We start from the raw sequence: 18111 nt of genomic DNA on the forward strand, positions 1-18111 counted from the left end.
GACAATGCAGCTGCGCTCGGCTCTGGCTCTCGGTATGGGCGCGTTCGCTGCCACAGGAGTGGCCCAGCAGCAGCCCATCGCCTACGTTCCCACGCAGAACGTCTCGGTCTCCGGCTCGCTTTCCGTCGAAAACGGCAAAGCCAGCATCGGCAATAACGGAACCATCACCGCCAACGATTCGACGGCGCATGTTTCGCTTGCCCGCGGAGGCGATCTGCGCGTCTGCGCATCCACCAAGGTCAGCCTCTCCAAAGACTCAAGCGCTGGCCCTGCAGCAGGCAATGACTCCGCTCTCATGATCGCGCTCGATCGCGGGGCGATTGAAGCCAGCTACACGCCCGGCAAATATTCTGACGTTTTGCTGACGCCCGACCTGCGCATTCTTGTCTCCGGTCCGGGACAAGCCGATCTGAAAGTCCGCATCAACAGCCAGGGCGATACCTGCATCGACAATCCAGGCGCAAACGCGCCTTATGTAACCGTGACCAGTCAGTTCGAGGGCGGTCTTTACCGTGTTCAGCCGAACCAGCGCGTTATGTTCGAGCATGGCAGCCTGCAGCAGGTGGTCGATAACGAGAAAGAGCCATGCGGCTGCCCCGTTGCCGCGCCCGTATCCGTTGCGGAGGCCGCGCCGGGAATCGTTACCAATCACGCCAATCCAGCGCAGCCGGGCAAGCCGGTCGGTGGTCCATCTTCCACGCCTGCCGACACGGAGTTTCCGCTGGCCGTCAGCGAAGGGCTGAAGCCTCCACCTGTAAGTACCGCCCCGGTCGTTCCGGCAGGTACGCCGCACGCGGAGGTGACAGCGCCGATCTCCTTCGACGCGAATGCAACGCCCAACCCGTCAGCTCCGGGAGCGGCCGGAAAAGAACCGGAACCCGCGCCGACCGCTCAGCCTACGGCTGCGCCTGCAGCCCAGCCCACACCAGCCCCCAAGCAGGACAACGGCGGAGTCTTCCACCACATCGGCAGGTTTTTCGCGAAGCTTTTCGGTCGTTAAGCCAGACGCTTAGCGCGTAATGTGCAGCGTGCGGCTCCAGCGAGTGTCAGTGAAGAAGTGCGTGGCCTCGTGCAGCCAGAAGGATACCTGGTCGCCCGCGCCGGTCTTGTACTGCTGGTCTTCCGGCGTCTCGAATGACCAGTAGACGAACATGGGACGTCCCAGGATGTTTTCCCGTGGCACGAATCCCCAGTAGCGGCTGTCGAGGCTGTACGGGCGGTTGTCGCCCATTGCAAAATAGTGCCCCGGCGGAACCACCAGGTCACCGTTCTGGATATGCTGCGGCAGCTCCACTGCCCAGGTCTCCGTCACCCCGACACCATCTGGAACCGGAACATTCGGGAAGTCGTCGCGGTAGGGGAAGGTATCGTCCGGCTTGATCGCCTGGGGCTCGTTCTGTGCCTTGCCGTTCAGGTAGACCACTCCGTTTTCTAGATGGATGCGATCGCCCGGAATGCCAACCACACGCTTCACCAGTGTCAGATTGGTCTCGTTCGGCTTGATGAAGACGATAATGTCGCCACGCTTCACGTCGCGATGATGCTCGAGCAGCGACCAGCCATGCTCCTTGGAACCGAACGTGATGCGATCCACCATTACGTGGTCGCCGATCAGCAGCGTGTTCAGCATGGATCCGGAAGGGATTTCAAAGTTCTCGAACACGAAGGTAAAGACGAACAGCACCACTACAAACATGGCGCAATAGGAGGCGAAGGTCTCCAGGCCTGTCTCGTCTGACTGTTTCTTTGCCTTCTTCTCTGCCTGAGCCTGTTCCATCGTGTCCATACCCGACCCATTATATGGGGCATCGATGAAGGATGCCTCGACCTCACGCGGCTTTCGCTGCCTCATGGTCGATAAGCTACAATTTCAGAGAGCGTCTTCAGATCTGTAGAACCCCATTGAGAGTCGAGTAAGGAGTTTCTTTTATGGCGATTCCCGCCACACAAATGCGTCCGGGCATGATCATCAAGCACAACAACGAGCTCCATGCCGTTTTCTCGGTTGAGCACCGCACTCCCGGAAACCTGCGCGCTTTCATCCAGGCCAAGCTCCGCAACCTGCGCACCGGCGCCATGTTCGAACACCGCTTCCGCTCGCCCGACCCCATCGACCGCGTCATCGTCGACGAAATCGACATGGAGTTTCTCTATAACGACGGCGACGACTACTACTTCATGGACACCACCAGCTACGAGCAGACTCACCTCAAGCGCGATACGCTGGGCGACGCCGTTGAATACCTCACGGCAAACCTCCAGATCACCGTCTCGTTCTTCGACGGAGTCGCCGTAGGCATCGAACTGCCGCAGGTCGTCGAGCTGACCGTGGTCGAGACCGAGCCTGGCCTCAAGTCCGCCACCGCGTCGTCGGTAACCAAGCCGGCCAAGATGGAAACCGGCCTCGTCGTACAGGTACCGCCCTTCATCAACGAAGGCGAGAAAATCCGCATCGATACGGCCGAAGGCGCTTACATGAGCCGCGCGTAAGCTTCTATTCATGACACGAAGAGCGCAGCGACCTGCTGCGCTCTTCGTGTCTGCAGAGTTGCGGCAGCCGCCGGTCTTTGAAACACTAGCTCCGCATGGTTCGCCATTACCTCGTCAAAGGCCGCGTACAGGGAGTCGGTTTCCGCTGGTTCGTTCACCGGGAGGCAGCCGCACTCGGCCTGAAGGGCTGGGTGCGCAACACCGAAGACGGGCACGTTGAAGTCGTCGCCGCAGGCGATGAGCCGGTACTGGCCGAGCTTGAATCCGCGCTGCACAAGGGCTCGCGCGGCAGCCGCGTCGATGCCGTCATCACACATGATCTGGCCGAGAGCGAAGGCGATTCCCTTGGCAATTTTCAAATCGAAGGCGCCTGGTAAGCAGGCAAAGGAGTTTCCCTACTGATGCACAGCCCCATCAATTGCGAGCCGCTCAAAGAGCTTGTCCGTACCGTTCCCGACTTTCCAAAGCCCGGCATCCTCTTTTACGACATCACCACGCTGCTGAAAGACCAGAAGGGCTTTGCAGAAATGATAGATGCCCTGGCCGCGCACTACATCGGCAAAGACATCGACCTGGTACTCGGAATCGAAGCTCGCGGATTTATCTTTGGACCGGCACTCGCCTATCGGTTGAATGCGGGCTTCGTACCGGTACGCAAGCCGAAGAAGCTGCCCGCCCCTACCGCCAAGGTCACCTACGATCTTGAATACGGCAGCGATAGCCTGGAGATACATCTTGACGCCATCGAACCCGGGCAGAATGTGTTGCTGGTCGACGATCTGCTGGCCACAGGTGGAACGATGGAAGCTACTGTGAAGCTCGTGCAGCAGCTTGGCGGCCATATCGCCGGCCTGGCATTCGCTGTGGAGCTCGACTTCCTGAAGGGACGCAGCAAGTTCCCTGATTTCGACGTCTTCAGCCTGCTGCACTACGACGAGTAGCGCAGCAGGGCGATTCCGCGAGACGGCAGCTTACGAAGACGACGAGCTGCCGCGCAGGAAGTGAAAGACGATCGAGATCACAGCGAAGATCAGCAGCAGGTGAATGAGAAAACCCGCCGTGTGAAAGACCACGAACCCGCCGAGCCAGGCGAGAATCAGAACCACACCAATTGCTAGCCACATGGAAATGCCTCCCAGAATGAACCTATAGCGGTCAAGCCGCTACGGTTACGCACTCGTATGAGAGGCATCGCGTTAAAAAGGTTTTCTTGGTGGAACTTACGGCTGCGGCTGAGCGTCTCCATCGGCCGAAACCAGCGGCGGTAGCTTGCTGGTATGTCCGGCTTCATGAAGCACCTTGTCCACGTGGCTCAATACTTCTTCCACCGTCATGGTGTACATCTCGCGGCCATTATCGTAGCCGGTTTCGACCGTCTGCTTCAGGTAATGCCCGGCTGCCTGCGCGGCGAGCGCATCGGTGATCACGTGGCCCGTGCGCTGCTTCTGCTCCACCCATGCGAGGCAGGGCATTGCAATCCACACCGATCGGCCGTTCACGTCAAAACGGACATCGACGGCATCGGCGTGGCGGGTAGCGATTGCGACCACATTTGCAGTCCAGCGGCAGTGTAAATCCTCACCGGTCCAGCGATCTTTTACTCGGAAGTCGTCATACATGGCATCTCCAGCCTAATCGCAGTCTGAATCCGCATCAAGTGCCAGGCCGTTTACGCAAAACATGGAATAAGAAATCTCCAGGAAAAGCGGGAAAAAACGACTGCCGGTTAACCTTCGCAGACTTCGCGTCGTCCAAGAAGCTTAAGTTTGGGAATCCCCCATCGAAGGAGTACGCAACGTGTCCCTTAGCGCTCAGTCATTGAAGCATTTTCAGGAAAAGCTGCTCGAGCAGAAGCGGCAGCTTCAGCAGACCATGTCCGCCACAGTAGAACAGGGCCGCGCAACGTTCACGGAAGAGACCCAGGATGTAGCCGACCAGGCTGTTTCCTCCTACCAACGCGAGATGCTTTTCTCTCAAGGAAGTAAAGGGCATGCGCAGCTGCGGTCGGTTGGCCAGGCGTTGCAACGCATCGAGGATGGGAGCTTTGGAGAATGCACCCATTGCGGCAATGAAATCGGCGCGAAGCGCCTGGAAGCGATGCCATCCACTCCCTACTGCATCGATTGCCAGGAAAAACGGGAGAGGGGCGAACTTGAAGACCCGTCGCGAGCCGCATAAAACTCGCAAAATCATCGCAATGCGGTCAACGCGCGGCGATTGACCCGGTCTTTTTTGCGCTGATAGACTAATAGCATCTAAACGTAGCGCGGCTACGAGCTGGCCGCGCTGCCGAACGTTCCCGCCCAGAAGGATGTCCCTCGCAGTGGATACACAAACACGTCACGCACTGAAACAGGATCCGCTCGTTAACGCAACCGAGTCGAGCGTCGACTGGGTCCAGGCGAATCGCACGAACCTCATCAAGATCGCGATCGCCGTGGTCGTTGTTGTTGCAGTGATTGTCGTCGGCTGCGTTGTTTACAACTCCCGCACCGAGCAGGCATCCGTTGCCTTCGGCAAGGCGATGGACGTTTATACCGCTCCGATCCGCACAGCCGGCCAGCCGGTCGCGCCCGGCGAGGCCTCCTATACCTCGGCTGCAGAACGCGCCAAGGCCGCAAACCCGCTCTTTACCAAGATCGCCGGCGATTACGGATGGTCCGATGTGGGAGCGAACGCCGAATATTTCGCCGGTCTCACCTACCTGGATATGGGACAGGACGCACAGGCTGAATCAACCTTGCAGAAGGCTGCCTCCTCGCATGACAGCTCGCTGGCTGCCCTTGCCAAGATGGCGCTCGCCGGCCTCTATCGCCAGACCAACCGCGCCGGTCAGGCAGTCGATCTCTACCAGCAGATCATCAAGAAGCCAGCCCAGACGGTCCCGGCTTCCGCCGCCAAGCTGCAGCTGGCACAGCTCTACGAGAACACCAATCCTGAACAGGCAAAGAAGCTTTATGCCGAAATAAAGGACGAGGACAAAACCGGCGTAGCCGGCCAGATCGCCACGCAAAAGCTCTCCGGAGCCAAGGCGCCTACCGGACTCGCACGTTAAACCTCGACGGTTCAAAAGGAAAGGCACGCATCGCGCGTGCCTTTCTTATTTAACCGTCTCGTCCAGTTCCCGATGGGGCGTCCCGATCAGATACAGTACCCCCGCCATTCCGCCCCGATATTCGCCGCATTCCCACGAGTAGTCCTTTGCATGAAGCGGAGCTGAGAGTTCCTCCAGCTCAGACCGGGTGTACGCGCGTAAGCACGACAGAATTCCATCCAGCCAGAGCGTCAGCGGAATTAGGGGCAGGCAATACGTCCAGAAGATCCGTGCCCAGCGGAAGGGCTTGATCTTCGGGGCGGTGACCAGCGCGAGCAGGGGCAGCGCCACGGTAGCGATAGCGGTTCTGAGGTCACGCTGGGCTACCTCGAGTACAGCAATCCCCTCTCTTCGCTCGAATGCATCCCGCAAGATCGCCCGCGCCGCCTCTGGGGCGAAGTGATGGAAAGATGAGACGACAGTGCGAAAACCCCGCAGATCGTTCGGCAACTGCGTGGCGTCGACAGATTCCGGCCTGTACGTAATTCTGCCGGCACTCGCTATCTCCAGCCGCCGAAAGGCCTCGTTGTTCGGATACTTATCGGTGAGAACGATCGCGCAGTCGAAGTCGCGAAAGAGCGTAGCCCAGGGACCTCCACCGCCGGAGCAAAGGTCGACAATCTGCCCCGCTCCCGCCGATTCGAGATGCGCTCTCAGCTTCGGAGCGACGCACCGATAGGTCGCCAGCCTGTTCCAAAGGGTCTCTAATGCCTCGGTGAAGAGGTCTCTCAGCAACTGTGGATAGAGGCGATGATCGTGAAACTCAAACCAGGTTCTGCGGCGCATCTTTCAAAATCCTACGCCAGGAAGTTTCCTGGTTCTTGACGAACGAAATCGCTATGCGTCCCGTCTGTTTCTCAGGGAGTATAGGATGGGATCTTTTCCGGGAGAGCTGGGTAACTGGATGTCTCCGGCTTTTATTTCCGAGGAGGCGCGGGTCACAGTCCCGGTCAAAGAGTTGGATTCGAGTCAGACCATTGTGAGCCTTGTCGCTACCTATTCGGCGACTCTTTACCGCGTTGCCTATTCGGTCGTTCGGAACGCGGCCGAAGCAGAGGACGCGGTGCAGGAAACTTTTGTGCGTGTGTTGCGGAATGAAGACAAGCTGTCCGAAGTTCGCGACCCTCGCGTATGGCTTATCCGAATCGTCTGGAACGTGGTTCTCGACCGCAAACGCCGGGCAAAGACCCGCCCCGAAAACGACGATATTGCGGATTACGCCCGCATTCTTCCCACTGCAGAAGCCAGCGCTGACGATTCGCTGGTGTCTACCGAAACACACTCCCGGATCCTGGCCCTGATCGATCGCCTGCCGCAAAAAGAACGCCAGGCGCTGTTACTCTCGGCGGTCGACGAGCTCTCCACCGTCGAGATCGCAAACGTGTTGCAGACAACCGAGTCGTCCGTCCGGTCTCGAATCTTTCGCGCACGCCGCTTGCTCTCCGACATGCTGGAGAAGGAAGGAATCTCGCGATGAAAACTGATCTACTTGCCGGCCTGCACGACCGTCACAATGCCATGATCGACAAAACCCTGCAGTCCATTGGGAATGCATCACCAGAACCCGGCCTGGAGGGGCGAGTCGCAATTCACATCGCAGACGCCCGTCTGAAGGGCGTGCAAAGAAAGGCGCTTAGCAGAGACTTTTCGCTTCCGCGCATCATGATGGCGGCGATGTCCTGCGGACTCGCTTGCGCGTTGATTGTTGGCGGCAGCGTCCGCCATTCGCGCGCCACCTTGCCTGCGACGCCCGGTGCGGATATTCGATTAGTGTCTCCTTCCGGAGGCATCGGCGCCGCTTCCGCAGCGCGCCTGGCGACACAGCAGGTGACGCCCAGCGGCAGGCCTCGAGCAGTGCGTAAACCAGCCGACGGACGCGCTACCGTAGCCCCAGACGCAAAAAAGCGCGCTGGAGAGACGGTCCCACAGCAGCCCTAATCTGAGAGAGCTTCAATCAGCATGTGCAGCAGCGCGAGAACCGCTGCGCCGATAAATGCCGCTCCAAAAGAAGCCACGGTGAAGCCGGGGACCAATCCGCTGGCCAGCCTGAGAATAATCGCGTTGATGACCAGGAAGAACAGTCCCAGCGTGAGGATACCCAGCGGCAACGTGAGGATCTTGAGAACGAAACCCAGCGTGGCATTCAGCAAGCCAATCACCACCGCCGCCACCAGCGCTGCAGGCAAACTGCGCACATGGAAGCCAGGAACGAAGTAAGCCACCAGCATTAAGGCCGCAGCTTGCAGAAACCACCGAATCAATAAGAGAAACATTTGTCGTTCACCTTCTCAGTCGTGCGCCCCGCTGGCCGAAAAGCATGGAACTTGCGGGGTCGTTCCAGCGTAACCTACCCAGCGTAATCTACAAAGACAAGCTATGTTGGCAATTCGCATCCTCTTCACCGCGACATCTCTCTCTCTGTCAGTCAGCCTGCTGGCCCAGCAGGCCCCACTGCCCGACGTACCGACACTGATGCAGCAGGTGGAAGAACACCAGCGCAGACTCGACCAAACCCGCGAGAACTACACCTACCGCGAAGTCACAGAAACGCATGAGCTCGACAAAAACGGAAACGTTAAGAAATTCGAGACGGAGGATGATGACATCTTTTTCGTGAATACACACGAAATCGAGCGCATGGTGAAGAAGAACGGCAAAGAGCTCAGCGAGGGAGAGCAGAAAAAAGAGCAGGAAAAGGTGATGAAGGCCGTAGAAAAGGCCCAGAGGACGCCAGCCGGGGAAGCGACCGAGAAAGATGCCGTAAGCATCAGCAGGCTGCTGTCGATCATGAAAGTCTCCCGGCCCCGGCGGGAGATGCTGGACGGTCGCAGCACGATTACATTCGATTTCATCGGGGATCCGCACGCCAGGACGCACGGCATGGCAGAGGATGCATCGAAAAAGCTCTCAGGAACCTTGTGGATCGACGAACAAGACCGGGAAGTTCGACGGATGATCGCCCATTTCGACGATAACTTTCACCTGGGCTTCGGCTTATTCTCCGTTGGCAAGGGAAGCAATTTCACCTTCAACCAAAAGCTCGTCAACAACGAACTGTGGCTCCCAACCGACGCCCAGGCTCACGTCGTCGCGCATGCCATTGGATTGATCGGCTTCCGCGCAGACATCAATGTGATAGACAAGGATTACCAGCGCTTCCACGCAGAGGCCCTTCAGCAGCCCAGCGCCCAGGCAAAACAATAAAAAGGCCGTCGCGCTGTGCGACGGCCTTTTCGGGATTAAAGCTGCGGCTGTGCCGGAGGGGGAGCTACTTCCTCTCCACCGCCCTGACGGCGCTCGTGCATCTGCGCCTGCATCTGTTCGAACTTCTGCTTCTGTGAATCATTCAGCACGGTTTCGATCCGGTTGCTGGTGTCGTCCTGGATTGCACGCATCTTGCTGCGGCGATCCTGCGGGTCCATGGACTGATCCTGGAACAGCTGCTGCATCCGCGTGGCGCGGCTTTCTAGAATGGGCTTGATCTGCGTCTGCTGATCTGCCGTCAGATCGAGCTGCCTGGTCATACGCTTCAGTTGCTGGTCGGGATTTATCCGGTGCGGGCCGCCACCTTGCATGGCCCCAGGACCTTGATCCGGCGGAGCGGCATTGTCTTGCGCGAAAGCTGCGCCAGCGATGCCCAGGGAGAGCACACCCGCCAGCGCGAGGGAGTAAACGGACTTCTTCATAAGCGATGGTACCTCCGACATTCTTGAGAACCCCGCGATCGGTGGGAGGTTGCGCGGTCTTCTCAGAACTAGACGATGGTTTGCCTGCGGTGGACTGCCCGAAAGAGCTGGAATTTCCGAATTATTTGCCTGCAGCAATCTCTTTCGGTGGCATCTCCACCAGTGCGGTCCTCAGGCCGCAAGGCAGCAGGCCCTCCGTCCGCTGTTCGGGAAGCGGCACGAATGCATACGCGAACACCCCTCGGTAATCGTGCTCCCCAGGGTTATTGCATATCGCGCAGCTAGGCCTATAGGCCAGGGCCGCAATCTCATGTTCCCCGGCCGTCCACTCATGAGAACCATGAGCCGGAATGGTAATGATTGGGTGCTCCTCTGAGGCCGCGCGGGGCTGGTAAGCGAAAAGCTCTCCCTTTTCGCTCAAGGCGTTCACGTAGCTTCCGCCTGCGCCGCTCGAAGCCCTCCATAGCCATTTGCTGCCCACGCGTGCGTACCAATGAGCGCTCGATGGTATCGGTTCGGCCAACCGGATCGGCTTCGACGTATCGTTCTCGATCTTAAATAGATAACTCGGCCCCATTCCGGGCTTTGTTTCTACCAGATAGCTCGCTTTGAAAGTGATCTGCTTCGAACAGAGCGGCACCACCGCGTCAGGATGGCTCGGTTCGGGTAGGGACTGGGATGTGACGATTAGGACAGCAAGGCTGACAACCGCGAAACGGAAAGGCGGAAAACGCAGCAACATGAATTAAGCTTAGGTGCTTTAGAGGGATCGAGCAAAGGTACAAAAGCAAAAAGCCACTCCGTAGAGTGGCTTTTCGTGAGATTTATGCCGGCAATCACCTAATCTCCCACACACTTTCGCGTGCAGTACCATCGGCCCAGCGAGGCTTAACTTCCGTGTTCGGGATGGGAACGGGTGGGACCCTCGCAGTATGGTCACCGGCAAACTTGAGGTGCCCTCATATTCGAGAGCACCAAAACTTTGGGGGCGCTTGGCGGGCTGTTTCTCCCGCAGCCAGCTTCATATTGCGGGTTTGTTCTCCCGCGTCGAAGTGGCAAACTGGCGCCATTCAATTCTAATATCTCACAACGAAATCGATTGAGTTGGTTTGTTACAAGGCTTGTTGAATGTGTCTGGCAGAATACTGCGCAGAATTAATTCTATGGACAAGCCGAACGGGCGATTAGTACTGGTAAGCTACACGCATTACTGCGCTTCCACATCCAGCCTATCAACCAGGTGGTCTTCCTGGGCCCTTCAGGGAGATCTCATCTTGGGGCGTGCTTCCCGCTTATATGCATTCAGCGGTTATCACAACCGAACTTCGCTACCCAGCCGTGCCATTGGCATGACAACTGGAACACAAGAGGTTCGTCCATCCCGGTCCTCTCGTACTAAGGACAGCCCCCCTCAAATCTCCTACGCCCACAGCAGATAGGGACCGAACTGTCTCGCGACGTTCTGAACCCAGCTCACGTACCGCTTTAATAGGCGAACAGCCTAACCCTTGGAACCTTCTACAGCTCCAGGATGCGATGAGCCGACATCGAGGTGCCAAACCGAAGCGTCGATATGAACTCTTGGCTTCGATCAGCCTGTTATCCCCGGCGTACCTTTTATCCGTTGAGCGATGGCCCTTCCATACAGAACCACCGGATCACTAAGGCCTGCTTTCGCATCTGCTCGACTTGTAGGTCTCACAGTTAACCACTCTTATGCCTTTGCACTCGACGACTGATTTCCAAACAGTCTGAGAGTAGCTTCGCGCGCCTCCGTTACAATTTAGGAGGCGACCGCCCCAGTCAAACTACCCGTCTAACTATGTCCCTCTCCCGGATGACGGGAGTAGGTTAGATTCACAGCACTCGCAGGGTGGTATCTCACCGGTGGCTCCACCAAATCCGAGAATCTGGTATCAAAGCCTCCCACCTATCCTGCGCAGCAAGAGCCATAAATCATAGTTAAAGTGTAGTAAAGGTGCACGGGGTCTTTCCGTCTAGCTGCGGGTAACCGGCATCTTCACCGGTACTACAAGTTCGCCGAGCAACTCGTTAAGACAGTCGTACGATCGTTACTCCATTCGTGCAGGTCGGAACTTACCCGACAAGGAATTTCGCTACCTTAGGACCGTTATAGTTACGGCCGCCGTTCACTGGGGCTTCAATTCAAAGCTTCGCCTTGCGGCTAACCTCTCCTTTTAACCTTCCAGCACCGGGCAGGAGTCAGCCCCTATACGTCGTTTTCGACTTAGCAGAGACCTGTGTTTTTGTTAAACAGTCGCCGTACGCGTTTCACTGCGGCCCACCAGAGGTGGGCGACCCTTCTCCCGAAGTTACGGGTCTAATTTGCCGAGTTCCTTAACAAGCTTTCACTCGAGCGCCTTTGGATATTCTCCTCGTCTACCTGTGTCGGTTTGTGGTACGGTTCCCAACGCCTCTCCTTAGAGGATTTTCTCGGCAGCGTGAACTCAGCAGCTTTCAGGCATACGCCTTACTGTTTTGCGCCTCACTGTTAAGCTCCGACGGATTTGCCTATCGGAACCAGCTTACGCGCATCAAACCCCATAGCCATATGAGGTCCTGCTTATCCTTCTGCGTCTCCCCATCGTCAAACGAAGGTTGGGAGGTCCGGAATATTAACCGGATGTCCATCAGCTACGCCTTTCGGCCTCACCTTAGGGACCGCCTAACCCTGAGCGGATTAACCTTCCTCAGGAAACCTTAGACTTTCGGCGTGAATGGTTCTCACATTCATTATCGCTACTTATGCCGGCAGGGTCTCTTCGCAACGCTCCACCAGTCTTCTCAGTCTGGCTTCAATGCTGTTGAGAATGCTCTCCTACCACGCACACCATAGGTGTGCATTCGCTGCTTCGGTGTACAGTTTTAGCCCCGTTGTATTGTCGGCACCGGACCGCTTGACCAGTGAGCTATTACGCTTTCTTTAAAGGATGGCTGCTTCTAAGCCAACCTCCTGGCTGTCTGGGCGTTCCGACTTCCTTTCCCACTTAACTGTAACTTTGGGACCTTAGCAGGCGATCTGGGCTGTTTCCCTCTCGACTGTGAAGCTTAGCCCCCACAGTCTGACTCCCGGACTGGTTGTCGATGGCATTCGTAGTTTGGTTGGATTCAGTAAGCCGGAAAGCCCCCTAGTCCATCCAGGTCTCTACCACCACCGCAAATCATCCGAGGCTAGCCCTAAAGCTATTTCGGAGAGAACGAGCTATCACGGAATTTGATTAGCCTTTCACCCCTACCCTCAGCTCATCCGAGCTTTTTTCAACAAACACCGGTTCGGTCCTCCAATAGGTTTTACCCTACCTTCAACCTGGCCAAGGGTAGATCATCCCGCTTCGCGTCTATTCCTGCCAACTTAACGCCCTATTCAGACTCGCTTTCGCTTCGGCTCGCTTACGCTTAACCTTGCTGACAAGAATAACTAGCCGGCTCATTATGCAATAGGCACGCGGTCAGACATTCGCTTGCGCGCATAGTCCTCCCACTGCTTGTAGGCACACGGTTTCAGGTACTTTGTACTCCCCTAACAGGGGTTCTTTTCACCTTTCCCTCACGGTACTGGTTCACTATCGGTCAGATACGAGTATTTAGCCTTGCGGAATGGTCTCCGCGGATTCAAGCAGGGTTTCACGTGCCCCGCCTTACTCAGGTGCCTGCTTCGAGTCCAGATAGTTTTCGTCTACGCGCCTGTCACGCTCTATGGATCCCCTTTCCAGAGGATTCGACTAACTACTGGATTGGTAACTCTACTGTTGCAGGTCCTACAACCCCCGACGCACCGAAATGCAACGGGTTTGGGCTGTTCCGATTTCGCTCGCCACTACTCTCGGAATCGAGGTTTCTTTCTTTTCCTTCAGGTACTGAGATGGTTCACTTCCCTGAGTTCGCTCGTGCCCGCCTATGTATTCGGCGGGCCGTTCTTAAGGTTTGCTTAAGAGGGTTTCCCCATTCGGAAATCTCCGGATATAACGCCTGTGTGCGGCTCCCCGAAGCTTATCGCAGCTTGCCACGTCCTTCATCGCCTGTATCTGCCAAGGCATCCACCGTGCGCCCTTAGTAGCTTGACCATAGAATTAACTCCACGCAGGAGTAACTCCAGGTATTAATTCGCCTTAGCAACCTCTTACCTTTCAAGAGATTGCAAATATTCTAAAGACACTCAACTAACCAACCTCCTTGCCTGCCGGTACGAACCAGCGACAAGGGTGTTGCTCAGCCTTGTAATATATTTACCCAATCGATTTCGTTGTCAAACATCCTGAACGCAAACTATGTTGCTTGCGTCTGCCCTGAGGCAGATCGAACATGAAGATACTTACTTCTTCCTGCCCAAAGCTCGAAGTCTTGAATTTCAAGGCTTCCAACTTAAGGCAGCTCTAAGAACTTGGTGGAGCTGAGGAGGATCGAACTCCTGACCCCCTGCTTGCAAAGCAGGTGCTCTCCCAGCTGAGCTACAGCCCCAGTCCGTTGCGATTTGCTTCGGTCATGGTGGGCCTGGGTAGATTCGAACTACCGACCTCACCCTTATCAGGGGTGCGCTCTAACCAACTGAGCTACAGGCCCGACACCGTTTAAACAGATGCTTCGGTTGATCGCGCTCGTTATGCGCACACGCTGAGCCCGACTGCTCGCAGTCCTTCGAGAAGTTTCGAGGACCAGGTTGAACATGCGAAGCAGCTACGCCGCTTCTGACCATCGCTAGAACTTTAGATAAAGCAGAGAAGGCTTGTATCAGAATTCTCGATGCAGGTCAGGGACAAGCATCGAGATGCATGACACATCTTATGAACGATCAGAGATCGTCCGCATTCGCGGATACATAAGATTGCCATGGCGTTCTCTCTTAGAAAGGAGGTGATCCAGCCGCAGGTTCTCCTACGGCTACCTTGTTACGACTTCACCCCAATCATGAATCATACCTTGGAAGGCTGCCCCCTTGCGGTTGGCTCACCTGCTTCTAGTACGACCCACTTTCGTGATGTGACGGGCGGTGTGTACAAGGCCCGGGAACGTATTCACCGCGGCATTCTGATCCGCGATTACTAGCGATTCCAGCTTCATGCAGTCGAGTTGCAGACTGCAATCCGAACTGAGGCCGGCTTTTTCCGATTAGCTCCCCCTCGCGGGTTTGCAACGGTTTGTACCGACCATTGTAGCACGTGTGTAGCCCTGGACATAAAGGCCATGAGGACTTGACGTCATCCCCGCCTTCCTCCCCGTTATCCGAGGCAGTCTCACCAGAGTGCTCAACTAAATGTTAGCAACTGGTAATAAGGGTTGCGCTCGTTGCGGGACTTAACCCAACATCTCACGACACGAGCTGACGACAGCCATGCAGCACCTATATAGAGGTCTATTGCTAGACGCCGATGTTTCCACCGGATTCCTCTACATTTCGAGCCCAGGTAAGGTTCTTCGCGTTGCGTCGAATTAAACCACATGCTCCACCGCTTGTGCGGGCCCCCGTCAATTCCTTTGAGTTTCAGCCTTGCGACCGTACTCCCCAGGCGGATCGCTTAACGCGTTAGCTACGGCACGACGGGATTGGGTACCCGCCACACCAAGCGATCATCGTTTAGGGCTAGGACTACCAGGGTATCTAATCCTGTTTGCTCCCCTAGCTTTCGTGCATCAGCGTCAGTTATGGTCCAGTGAGCCGCTTTCGCCACAGGTGTTCCTTCCGATATCTACGCATTTCACCGCTACACCGGAAATTCCACTCACCTCTCCCACACTCAAGCCCGGCAGTTTCTCGTGCAGACTTCGAGTTGAGCCCGAAGATTTCACACAAGACTTACCGAACCGCCTACGCACCCTTTACGCCCAATAATTCCGAACAACGCTCGCCCCCCTCGTATTACCGCGGCTGCTGGCACGAAGTTAGCCGGGGCTTCTTCTCTCGGTACCGTCATAATCGTCCCGATCGAAAGGAGTTTACGTCCCAAGAGACTTCATCCTCCACGCGGCGTTGCTGCGTCAGGGTTTCCCCCATTGCGCAAAATTCCCCACTGCTGCCTCCCGTAGGAGTCTGGACCGTGTTTCAGTTCCAGTGTGTCCGTGCGCCCTCTCAGGCCGGATACAGATCACTGCCTTGGTGGGCCATTACCCCGCCAACTAGCTAATCTGCCGCGACCCCCTCCTTAAGCGAATTGCTCCTTTGACCCGTAGGTGTTATGCGGTATTAGCTAAGATTTCTCCTAGTTATTCCCCACTCAAGGGTAGGTTAGTCACGTGTTACTCACCCGTGCGCCACTTTACTCAGGACCGAAGTCCCTTTCTCGTTCGACTTGCATGTGTTAGGCACGCCGCCAGCGTTGATTCTGAGCCAGGATCAAACTCTCGTTTGAAACCTGATGATTACTACCAAGCGACGGAGGTCGCATTGGAGTAATCGCCTTCGCGATGCTCGAAAGATCGCGAAGGACTAACATTGTGAGAATGATCAAGCCTAGACTTTATCAATTCTCACGACTGGCATGTTCAACCTGATTGTCAAAGATCCACACGGTTAACCGCCTGAGCGGGCCATTGGATCGGGGAATCGCAACCTCGTTGCGGCCCTCGAACTTGTTGCGCTGTGTTTTTGCGCGAACTTTTTAAGAGTATCGAACTTTGCCCATCGCGTCAAGCGTTTATTTTCGCTTTTTGTCGCGTCGCTTTCGGCGCTTAAAGCAGCCTGAAAGCCTGGGGCTCGATACGCTCAACCCTACCGGGTATCGCACACAGCACGAAACTTTTAAAGATCGCTCTTCAGCGACAGACATGCTGTCAATCTGAAGCCGGACATTTTGTCCGAATTTCAGCGTGGGGCCTAGCCCTCACTTAGCAATTGGATTGTTCGCTGATTGTGACGCCCTGCGTCAATCGAACACCCGCTTCGCTATTTACTTCGGCAAGCTCAAGAGCCCGCACAGCGAAGCTTACTTGCAACTGCTTTCCATTTACTTGTCTTACTTCGCTCCGCGTTTATTTCTCATCGCGTCGCTTTTCTACTTTAGCATCACTTGCTTGGTTACGCAAGCTCTTTGCTATTTGCCTCGCCGATCACTGTTACTCTCGACTCAGCTCTCCTACATTAGCATCGCTTGTTTGCTTTTGCAACTGCTCTGCTTTACTTCTCTTCTGCCTCGATCGCTCTCGCTCTCGACTCAGTTTTCTTACCTTAACATCGCTTGCCTGCTTATGCAAACCGCTTTGTTTTGACTGCCTTATGTCGGGCTTGGCACGTTGCGTCAGCTGTCTGCCTTATCGCCGCGACAAGATGAATACTATCGAGCTCCAGCAGGACGAGCAATGTTGAAAACAGTGTAAATCTGTTGAAAAGCTGGCTGAGGCCGCATGAATACTGGATGAAACGGACAGCTTAGTCCATTCGTCTGCCACTATTTCGCAACAGCTTCAGTCGGATATCTGCCGGGCAATTACTCCCAGGTCGGTCAATCCGTTCACAAAGAACTGTACCGCCAAGGCTACGAGCAGCAATCCCATAATGCGCACAAGGATACGAATTCCCGTCTCGCCCAGAATTTTCCGGACGCGATCAGCGCCGCTCAGAACGCCATAGCTGGCGACTGCTGTAATCGCGATCGCTGAAAGAATCGCAAGCATATGGACGAAGGTCGATGCCTGGGCGACGAGGACCATTACGCTGGATATGGCTCCAGGGCCCGCCAGCATGGGAATTCCTAACGGAACGATGCCAGCGTCTTCTTTGCCGGCTGCTTCAACGGTTTCATCGGAGGATTCCTGGGTAGGAGAACGCCGGGCTTCAAGCATGTCTATGCCGATAAGCAGAAGGATCAGGCCTCCGGCGATCTCAAAGGCAGGCAGTGTGATGCCAAACATGCGGAATATCAGCCGGCCTGCCAGCGCAAACGAGGTGAGTACGACGAAGCAGGTGAAGGAGGCCTTCGCTGCCATGCGCCTGCGCCTCGCTTTATCCGACCCGGCTGTAATCGCCACGAAGGACGGCAAGGTTGCGAGGGGATCGACAAGAAAAAAGATCGAGCTAAGGGCCAGCAGTGAGAACCGGACGTAGGGCGAATGAAGGCCGTGCAACGCCGTCGCCGTGGGTCCCCAGAATGCGCTCAGCCATTTCACCATTCGTTGTCTTCCCTATTGCTTACTTAGAGTTAACGCGCTTCTGTTCGGATTCGCGTCAAAAGTACCCAATCGCAGGGAAAGGTGCCTCAGGCTTACACAGCGGCAATAGGTTGCCCGCATCGATGCTACGTAAATAGCACATTCGCATTCACTTATCAAAAAATCAGTTTGGCACGGTCTGTGCGTACTCCAACTAGGGTCCGCGGACCGCGCTTCCAATCCAGGAAGCCTGGAGCCACGGGCGAAAAGGGAGAAAGCAGCCCATGGATTCGGACACACTGCAGGATTTTATGCCGGCAACGGGTTCTCGAGAGGAGAAATTCTCGGTTTTGCTGGCAGGTAAAAATTCAGACGATCTGAAAGCTATCCGAGAGGTGCTCTCATCCGCGCACTTCGCGGTACAGCATGTAGGATCATTCGCCGAAGTTGAAGAGTTATGGCTGCAGCACCGCCACCATGCGGTGCTGCTCGATGTCGATAATCACGAGTCGGTCGCTCAGGCGCTACTGGCCGCGACCCAGATCAAGCGGCACAGTTCGCAGCAGTTTCTGGGTTACCTCGCCGACCCGATCCTGAGATCGAGCGGCCTGGCAGGCGATGCGATCTTCGCACGCGATGCACGCACCCTGCCCGAAGCCCTGCTCCGCTGCTTTGAGCAGGAACCAGGGCACGGCCTCCAAAGCAGCTGAATTGGAGGCCACTTACAGCTCGAATAGGCGG

The 18111-nt window shown here is 56.1% G+C and carries 18 protein-coding genes, 2 tRNA genes and 3 rRNA genes; 10 read left to right on the top strand and 13 right to left on the bottom strand.

Going from position 1 to position 18111, the window contains the following annotated elements:
- The first annotated feature begins 4 nt into the window (after positions 1-4).
- Positions 5-1000 carry a hypothetical protein gene (locus LJD29_RS05825; RefSeq protein WP_446744814.1) on the top strand — a complete coding sequence of 332 codons (996 nt, stop codon included), beginning with the start codon at positions 5-7 and terminating at the stop codon, positions 998-1000.
- Between the two features lie 9 nt (positions 1001-1009).
- Here LJD29_RS05825 and lepB read toward each other — a convergent pair whose 3' ends face one another.
- Positions 1010-1852: a signal peptidase I gene (gene lepB, locus LJD29_RS05830; protein ID WP_446744815.1), complete on the bottom strand. Its 843-nt coding sequence runs from the start codon at positions 1850-1852 to the stop codon at positions 1010-1012.
- 77 nt (positions 1853-1929) lie between these two features.
- Between lepB and efp the strand changes: the two genes are divergently transcribed.
- From efp to LJD29_RS05845, 3 genes are all read left to right on the top strand, one after another.
- Positions 1930-2490, top strand: a complete 561-nt coding sequence (gene efp, locus LJD29_RS05835) for an elongation factor P (protein ID WP_446744816.1) — start codon at positions 1930-1932, stop codon at positions 2488-2490.
- Positions 2491-2585: 95 nt separating this feature from the next.
- Positions 2586-2867 carry an acylphosphatase gene (locus LJD29_RS05840; protein ID WP_446744817.1) on the top strand — a complete coding sequence of 94 codons (282 nt, stop codon included), beginning with the start codon at positions 2586-2588 and terminating at the stop codon, positions 2865-2867.
- A gap of 24 nt (positions 2868-2891) precedes the next feature.
- Positions 2892-3431, top strand: a complete 540-nt coding sequence (locus LJD29_RS05845) for an adenine phosphoribosyltransferase (RefSeq protein ID WP_446744818.1) — start codon at positions 2892-2894, stop codon at positions 3429-3431.
- A 30-nt stretch (positions 3432-3461) separates the two neighbouring features.
- Here LJD29_RS05845 and LJD29_RS05850 read toward each other — a convergent pair whose 3' ends face one another.
- Both LJD29_RS05850 and LJD29_RS05855 read right to left on the bottom strand, forming a co-directional pair.
- Positions 3462-3614 (bottom strand): lmo0937 family membrane protein, encoded by a 153-nt coding sequence (locus LJD29_RS05850; protein ID WP_446744819.1) that lies wholly within the window; start codon positions 3612-3614, stop codon positions 3462-3464.
- Positions 3615-3710: 96 nt separating this feature from the next.
- Positions 3711-4109: a hypothetical protein gene (locus tag LJD29_RS05855; protein WP_446744820.1), complete on the bottom strand. Its 399-nt coding sequence runs from the start codon at positions 4107-4109 to the stop codon at positions 3711-3713.
- A gap of 178 nt (positions 4110-4287) precedes the next feature.
- Here LJD29_RS05855 and LJD29_RS05860 point away from each other — a divergent pair, with 178 nt between their 5' ends.
- Positions 4288-4668 carry a TraR/DksA family transcriptional regulator gene (locus LJD29_RS05860; protein ID WP_446744821.1) on the top strand — a complete coding sequence of 127 codons (381 nt, stop codon included), beginning with the start codon at positions 4288-4290 and terminating at the stop codon, positions 4666-4668.
- Positions 4669-4813: 145 nt separating this feature from the next.
- Positions 4814-5545, top strand: a complete 732-nt coding sequence (locus LJD29_RS05865) for a tetratricopeptide repeat protein (RefSeq protein ID WP_446744822.1) — start codon at positions 4814-4816, stop codon at positions 5543-5545.
- A gap of 45 nt (positions 5546-5590) precedes the next feature.
- Here the strand turns inward: LJD29_RS05865 and LJD29_RS05870 are convergent, their stop codons facing one another.
- A complete protein-coding gene (locus tag LJD29_RS05870) occupies positions 5591-6370 on the bottom strand; it encodes a class I SAM-dependent methyltransferase (RefSeq protein ID WP_446744823.1) in 780 nt (259 codons plus the stop codon).
- Positions 6371-6455: 85 nt separating this feature from the next.
- Here LJD29_RS05870 and LJD29_RS05875 point away from each other — a divergent pair, with 85 nt between their 5' ends.
- Together LJD29_RS05875 and LJD29_RS05880 are read left to right on the top strand one after the other, a co-directional pair.
- A complete protein-coding gene (locus LJD29_RS05875; protein WP_446744824.1) occupies positions 6456-7061 on the top strand; it encodes an RNA polymerase sigma factor in 606 nt (201 codons plus the stop codon).
- Complete coding sequence (locus LJD29_RS05880) at positions 7058-7522, top strand: hypothetical protein (protein WP_446744825.1); 465 nt, start codon at positions 7058-7060, stop codon at positions 7520-7522. The genes LJD29_RS05875 and LJD29_RS05880 overlap by 4 nt, the downstream gene beginning before the upstream one ends.
- On the opposite strand, the gene LJD29_RS05885 is transcribed toward LJD29_RS05880, so the two are convergent.
- Entirely contained in the window at positions 7519-7857 is a 339-nt protein-coding gene (locus tag LJD29_RS05885) for a phage holin family protein (RefSeq protein ID WP_446744826.1), read from the bottom strand. The genes LJD29_RS05880 and LJD29_RS05885 overlap by 4 nt on opposite strands.
- Positions 7858-7960: 103 nt before the next feature.
- Here LJD29_RS05885 and LJD29_RS05890 point away from each other — a divergent pair, with 103 nt between their 5' ends.
- Entirely contained in the window at positions 7961-8788 is an 828-nt protein-coding gene (locus LJD29_RS05890; protein WP_446744827.1) for a hypothetical protein, read from the top strand.
- A 35-nt stretch (positions 8789-8823) separates the two neighbouring features.
- On the opposite strand, the gene LJD29_RS05895 is transcribed toward LJD29_RS05890, so the two are convergent.
- From LJD29_RS05895 to LJD29_RS05930, 8 genes are all read right to left on the bottom strand, one after another.
- Entirely contained in the window at positions 8824-9270 is a 447-nt protein-coding gene (locus tag LJD29_RS05895) for a hypothetical protein (RefSeq protein ID WP_446744828.1), read from the bottom strand.
- Between the two features lie 121 nt (positions 9271-9391).
- Entirely contained in the window at positions 9392-10012 is a 621-nt protein-coding gene (locus tag LJD29_RS05900; protein WP_446744829.1) for a hypothetical protein, read from the bottom strand.
- A gap of 85 nt (positions 10013-10097) precedes the next feature.
- Positions 10098-10214, bottom strand: a 5S ribosomal RNA gene (gene rrf, locus LJD29_RS05905).
- Positions 10215-10433: 219 nt separating this feature from the next.
- Positions 10434-13355, bottom strand: a 23S ribosomal RNA gene (locus tag LJD29_RS05910).
- 318 nt (positions 13356-13673) lie between these two features.
- Positions 13674-13749 (bottom strand) — tRNA-Ala (locus LJD29_RS05915).
- A gap of 25 nt (positions 13750-13774) precedes the next feature.
- Positions 13775-13851 (bottom strand) — tRNA-Ile (locus LJD29_RS05920).
- Positions 13852-14135: 284 nt separating this feature from the next.
- Positions 14136-15635: ribosomal RNA gene (locus tag LJD29_RS05925) — 16S ribosomal RNA — on the bottom strand.
- Together the 16S, 23S and 5S rRNA genes with 2 tRNA genes alongside form the textbook arrangement of a ribosomal RNA operon.
- A gap of 1051 nt (positions 15636-16686) precedes the next feature.
- Positions 16687-17391, bottom strand: coding sequence for a MarC family protein (locus LJD29_RS05930; RefSeq protein ID WP_446744830.1), 705 nt, complete (start codon positions 17389-17391; stop codon positions 16687-16689).
- 329 nt (positions 17392-17720) lie between these two features.
- Here LJD29_RS05930 and LJD29_RS05935 point away from each other — a divergent pair, with 329 nt between their 5' ends.
- Positions 17721-18080, top strand: coding sequence for a response regulator transcription factor (locus LJD29_RS05935; RefSeq protein WP_446744831.1), 360 nt, complete (start codon positions 17721-17723; stop codon positions 18078-18080).
- Positions 18081-18111: the final 31 nt, after the last annotated feature.

Origin of the sequence: Silvibacterium acidisoli (genome assembly GCA_022870745.1) — a bacterium.
In the GTDB taxonomy this organism is placed as follows: domain Bacteria; phylum Acidobacteriota; class Terriglobia; order Terriglobales; family Acidobacteriaceae; genus Silvibacterium.

Bases quoted from the DNA above. Each gene is read 5' to 3' on its own strand.
- LJD29_RS05825 (WP_446744814.1), top strand. From the start codon at position 5: ATGCAGCTGCGCTCGGCTCTGGCTCTCGGTATGGGCGCGTTCGCTGCC.
- lepB (WP_446744815.1), bottom strand. From the start codon at position 1,852: ATGAGGCAGCGAAAGCCGCGTGAGGTCGAGGCATCCTTCATCGATGCC.
- efp (WP_446744816.1), top strand. From the start codon at position 1,930: ATGGCGATTCCCGCCACACAAATGCGTCCGGGCATGATCATCAAGCAC.
- LJD29_RS05840 (WP_446744817.1), top strand. From the start codon at position 2,586: ATGGTTCGCCATTACCTCGTCAAAGGCCGCGTACAGGGAGTCGGTTTC.
- LJD29_RS05845 (WP_446744818.1), top strand. From the start codon at position 2,892: ATGCACAGCCCCATCAATTGCGAGCCGCTCAAAGAGCTTGTCCGTACC.
- LJD29_RS05850 (WP_446744819.1), bottom strand. From the start codon at position 3,614: ATGTGGCTAGCAATTGGTGTGGTTCTGATTCTCGCCTGGCTCGGCGGG.
- LJD29_RS05855 (WP_446744820.1), bottom strand. From the start codon at position 4,109: ATGTATGACGACTTCCGAGTAAAAGATCGCTGGACCGGTGAGGATTTA.
- LJD29_RS05870 (WP_446744823.1), bottom strand. From the start codon at position 6,370: ATGCGCCGCAGAACCTGGTTTGAGTTTCACGATCATCGCCTCTATCCA.
- LJD29_RS05875 (WP_446744824.1), top strand. From the start codon at position 6,456: ATGGGATCTTTTCCGGGAGAGCTGGGTAACTGGATGTCTCCGGCTTTT.
- LJD29_RS05880 (WP_446744825.1), top strand. From the start codon at position 7,058: ATGAAAACTGATCTACTTGCCGGCCTGCACGACCGTCACAATGCCATG.
- LJD29_RS05885 (WP_446744826.1), bottom strand. From the start codon at position 7,857: ATGTTTCTCTTATTGATTCGGTGGTTTCTGCAAGCTGCGGCCTTAATG.
- LJD29_RS05890 (WP_446744827.1), top strand. From the start codon at position 7,961: ATGTTGGCAATTCGCATCCTCTTCACCGCGACATCTCTCTCTCTGTCA.
- LJD29_RS05895 (WP_446744828.1), bottom strand. From the start codon at position 9,270: ATGAAGAAGTCCGTTTACTCCCTCGCGCTGGCGGGTGTGCTCTCCCTG.
- LJD29_RS05900 (WP_446744829.1), bottom strand. From the start codon at position 10,012: ATGTTGCTGCGTTTTCCGCCTTTCCGTTTCGCGGTTGTCAGCCTTGCT.
- LJD29_RS05930 (WP_446744830.1), bottom strand. From the start codon at position 17,391: ATGGTGAAATGGCTGAGCGCATTCTGGGGACCCACGGCGACGGCGTTG.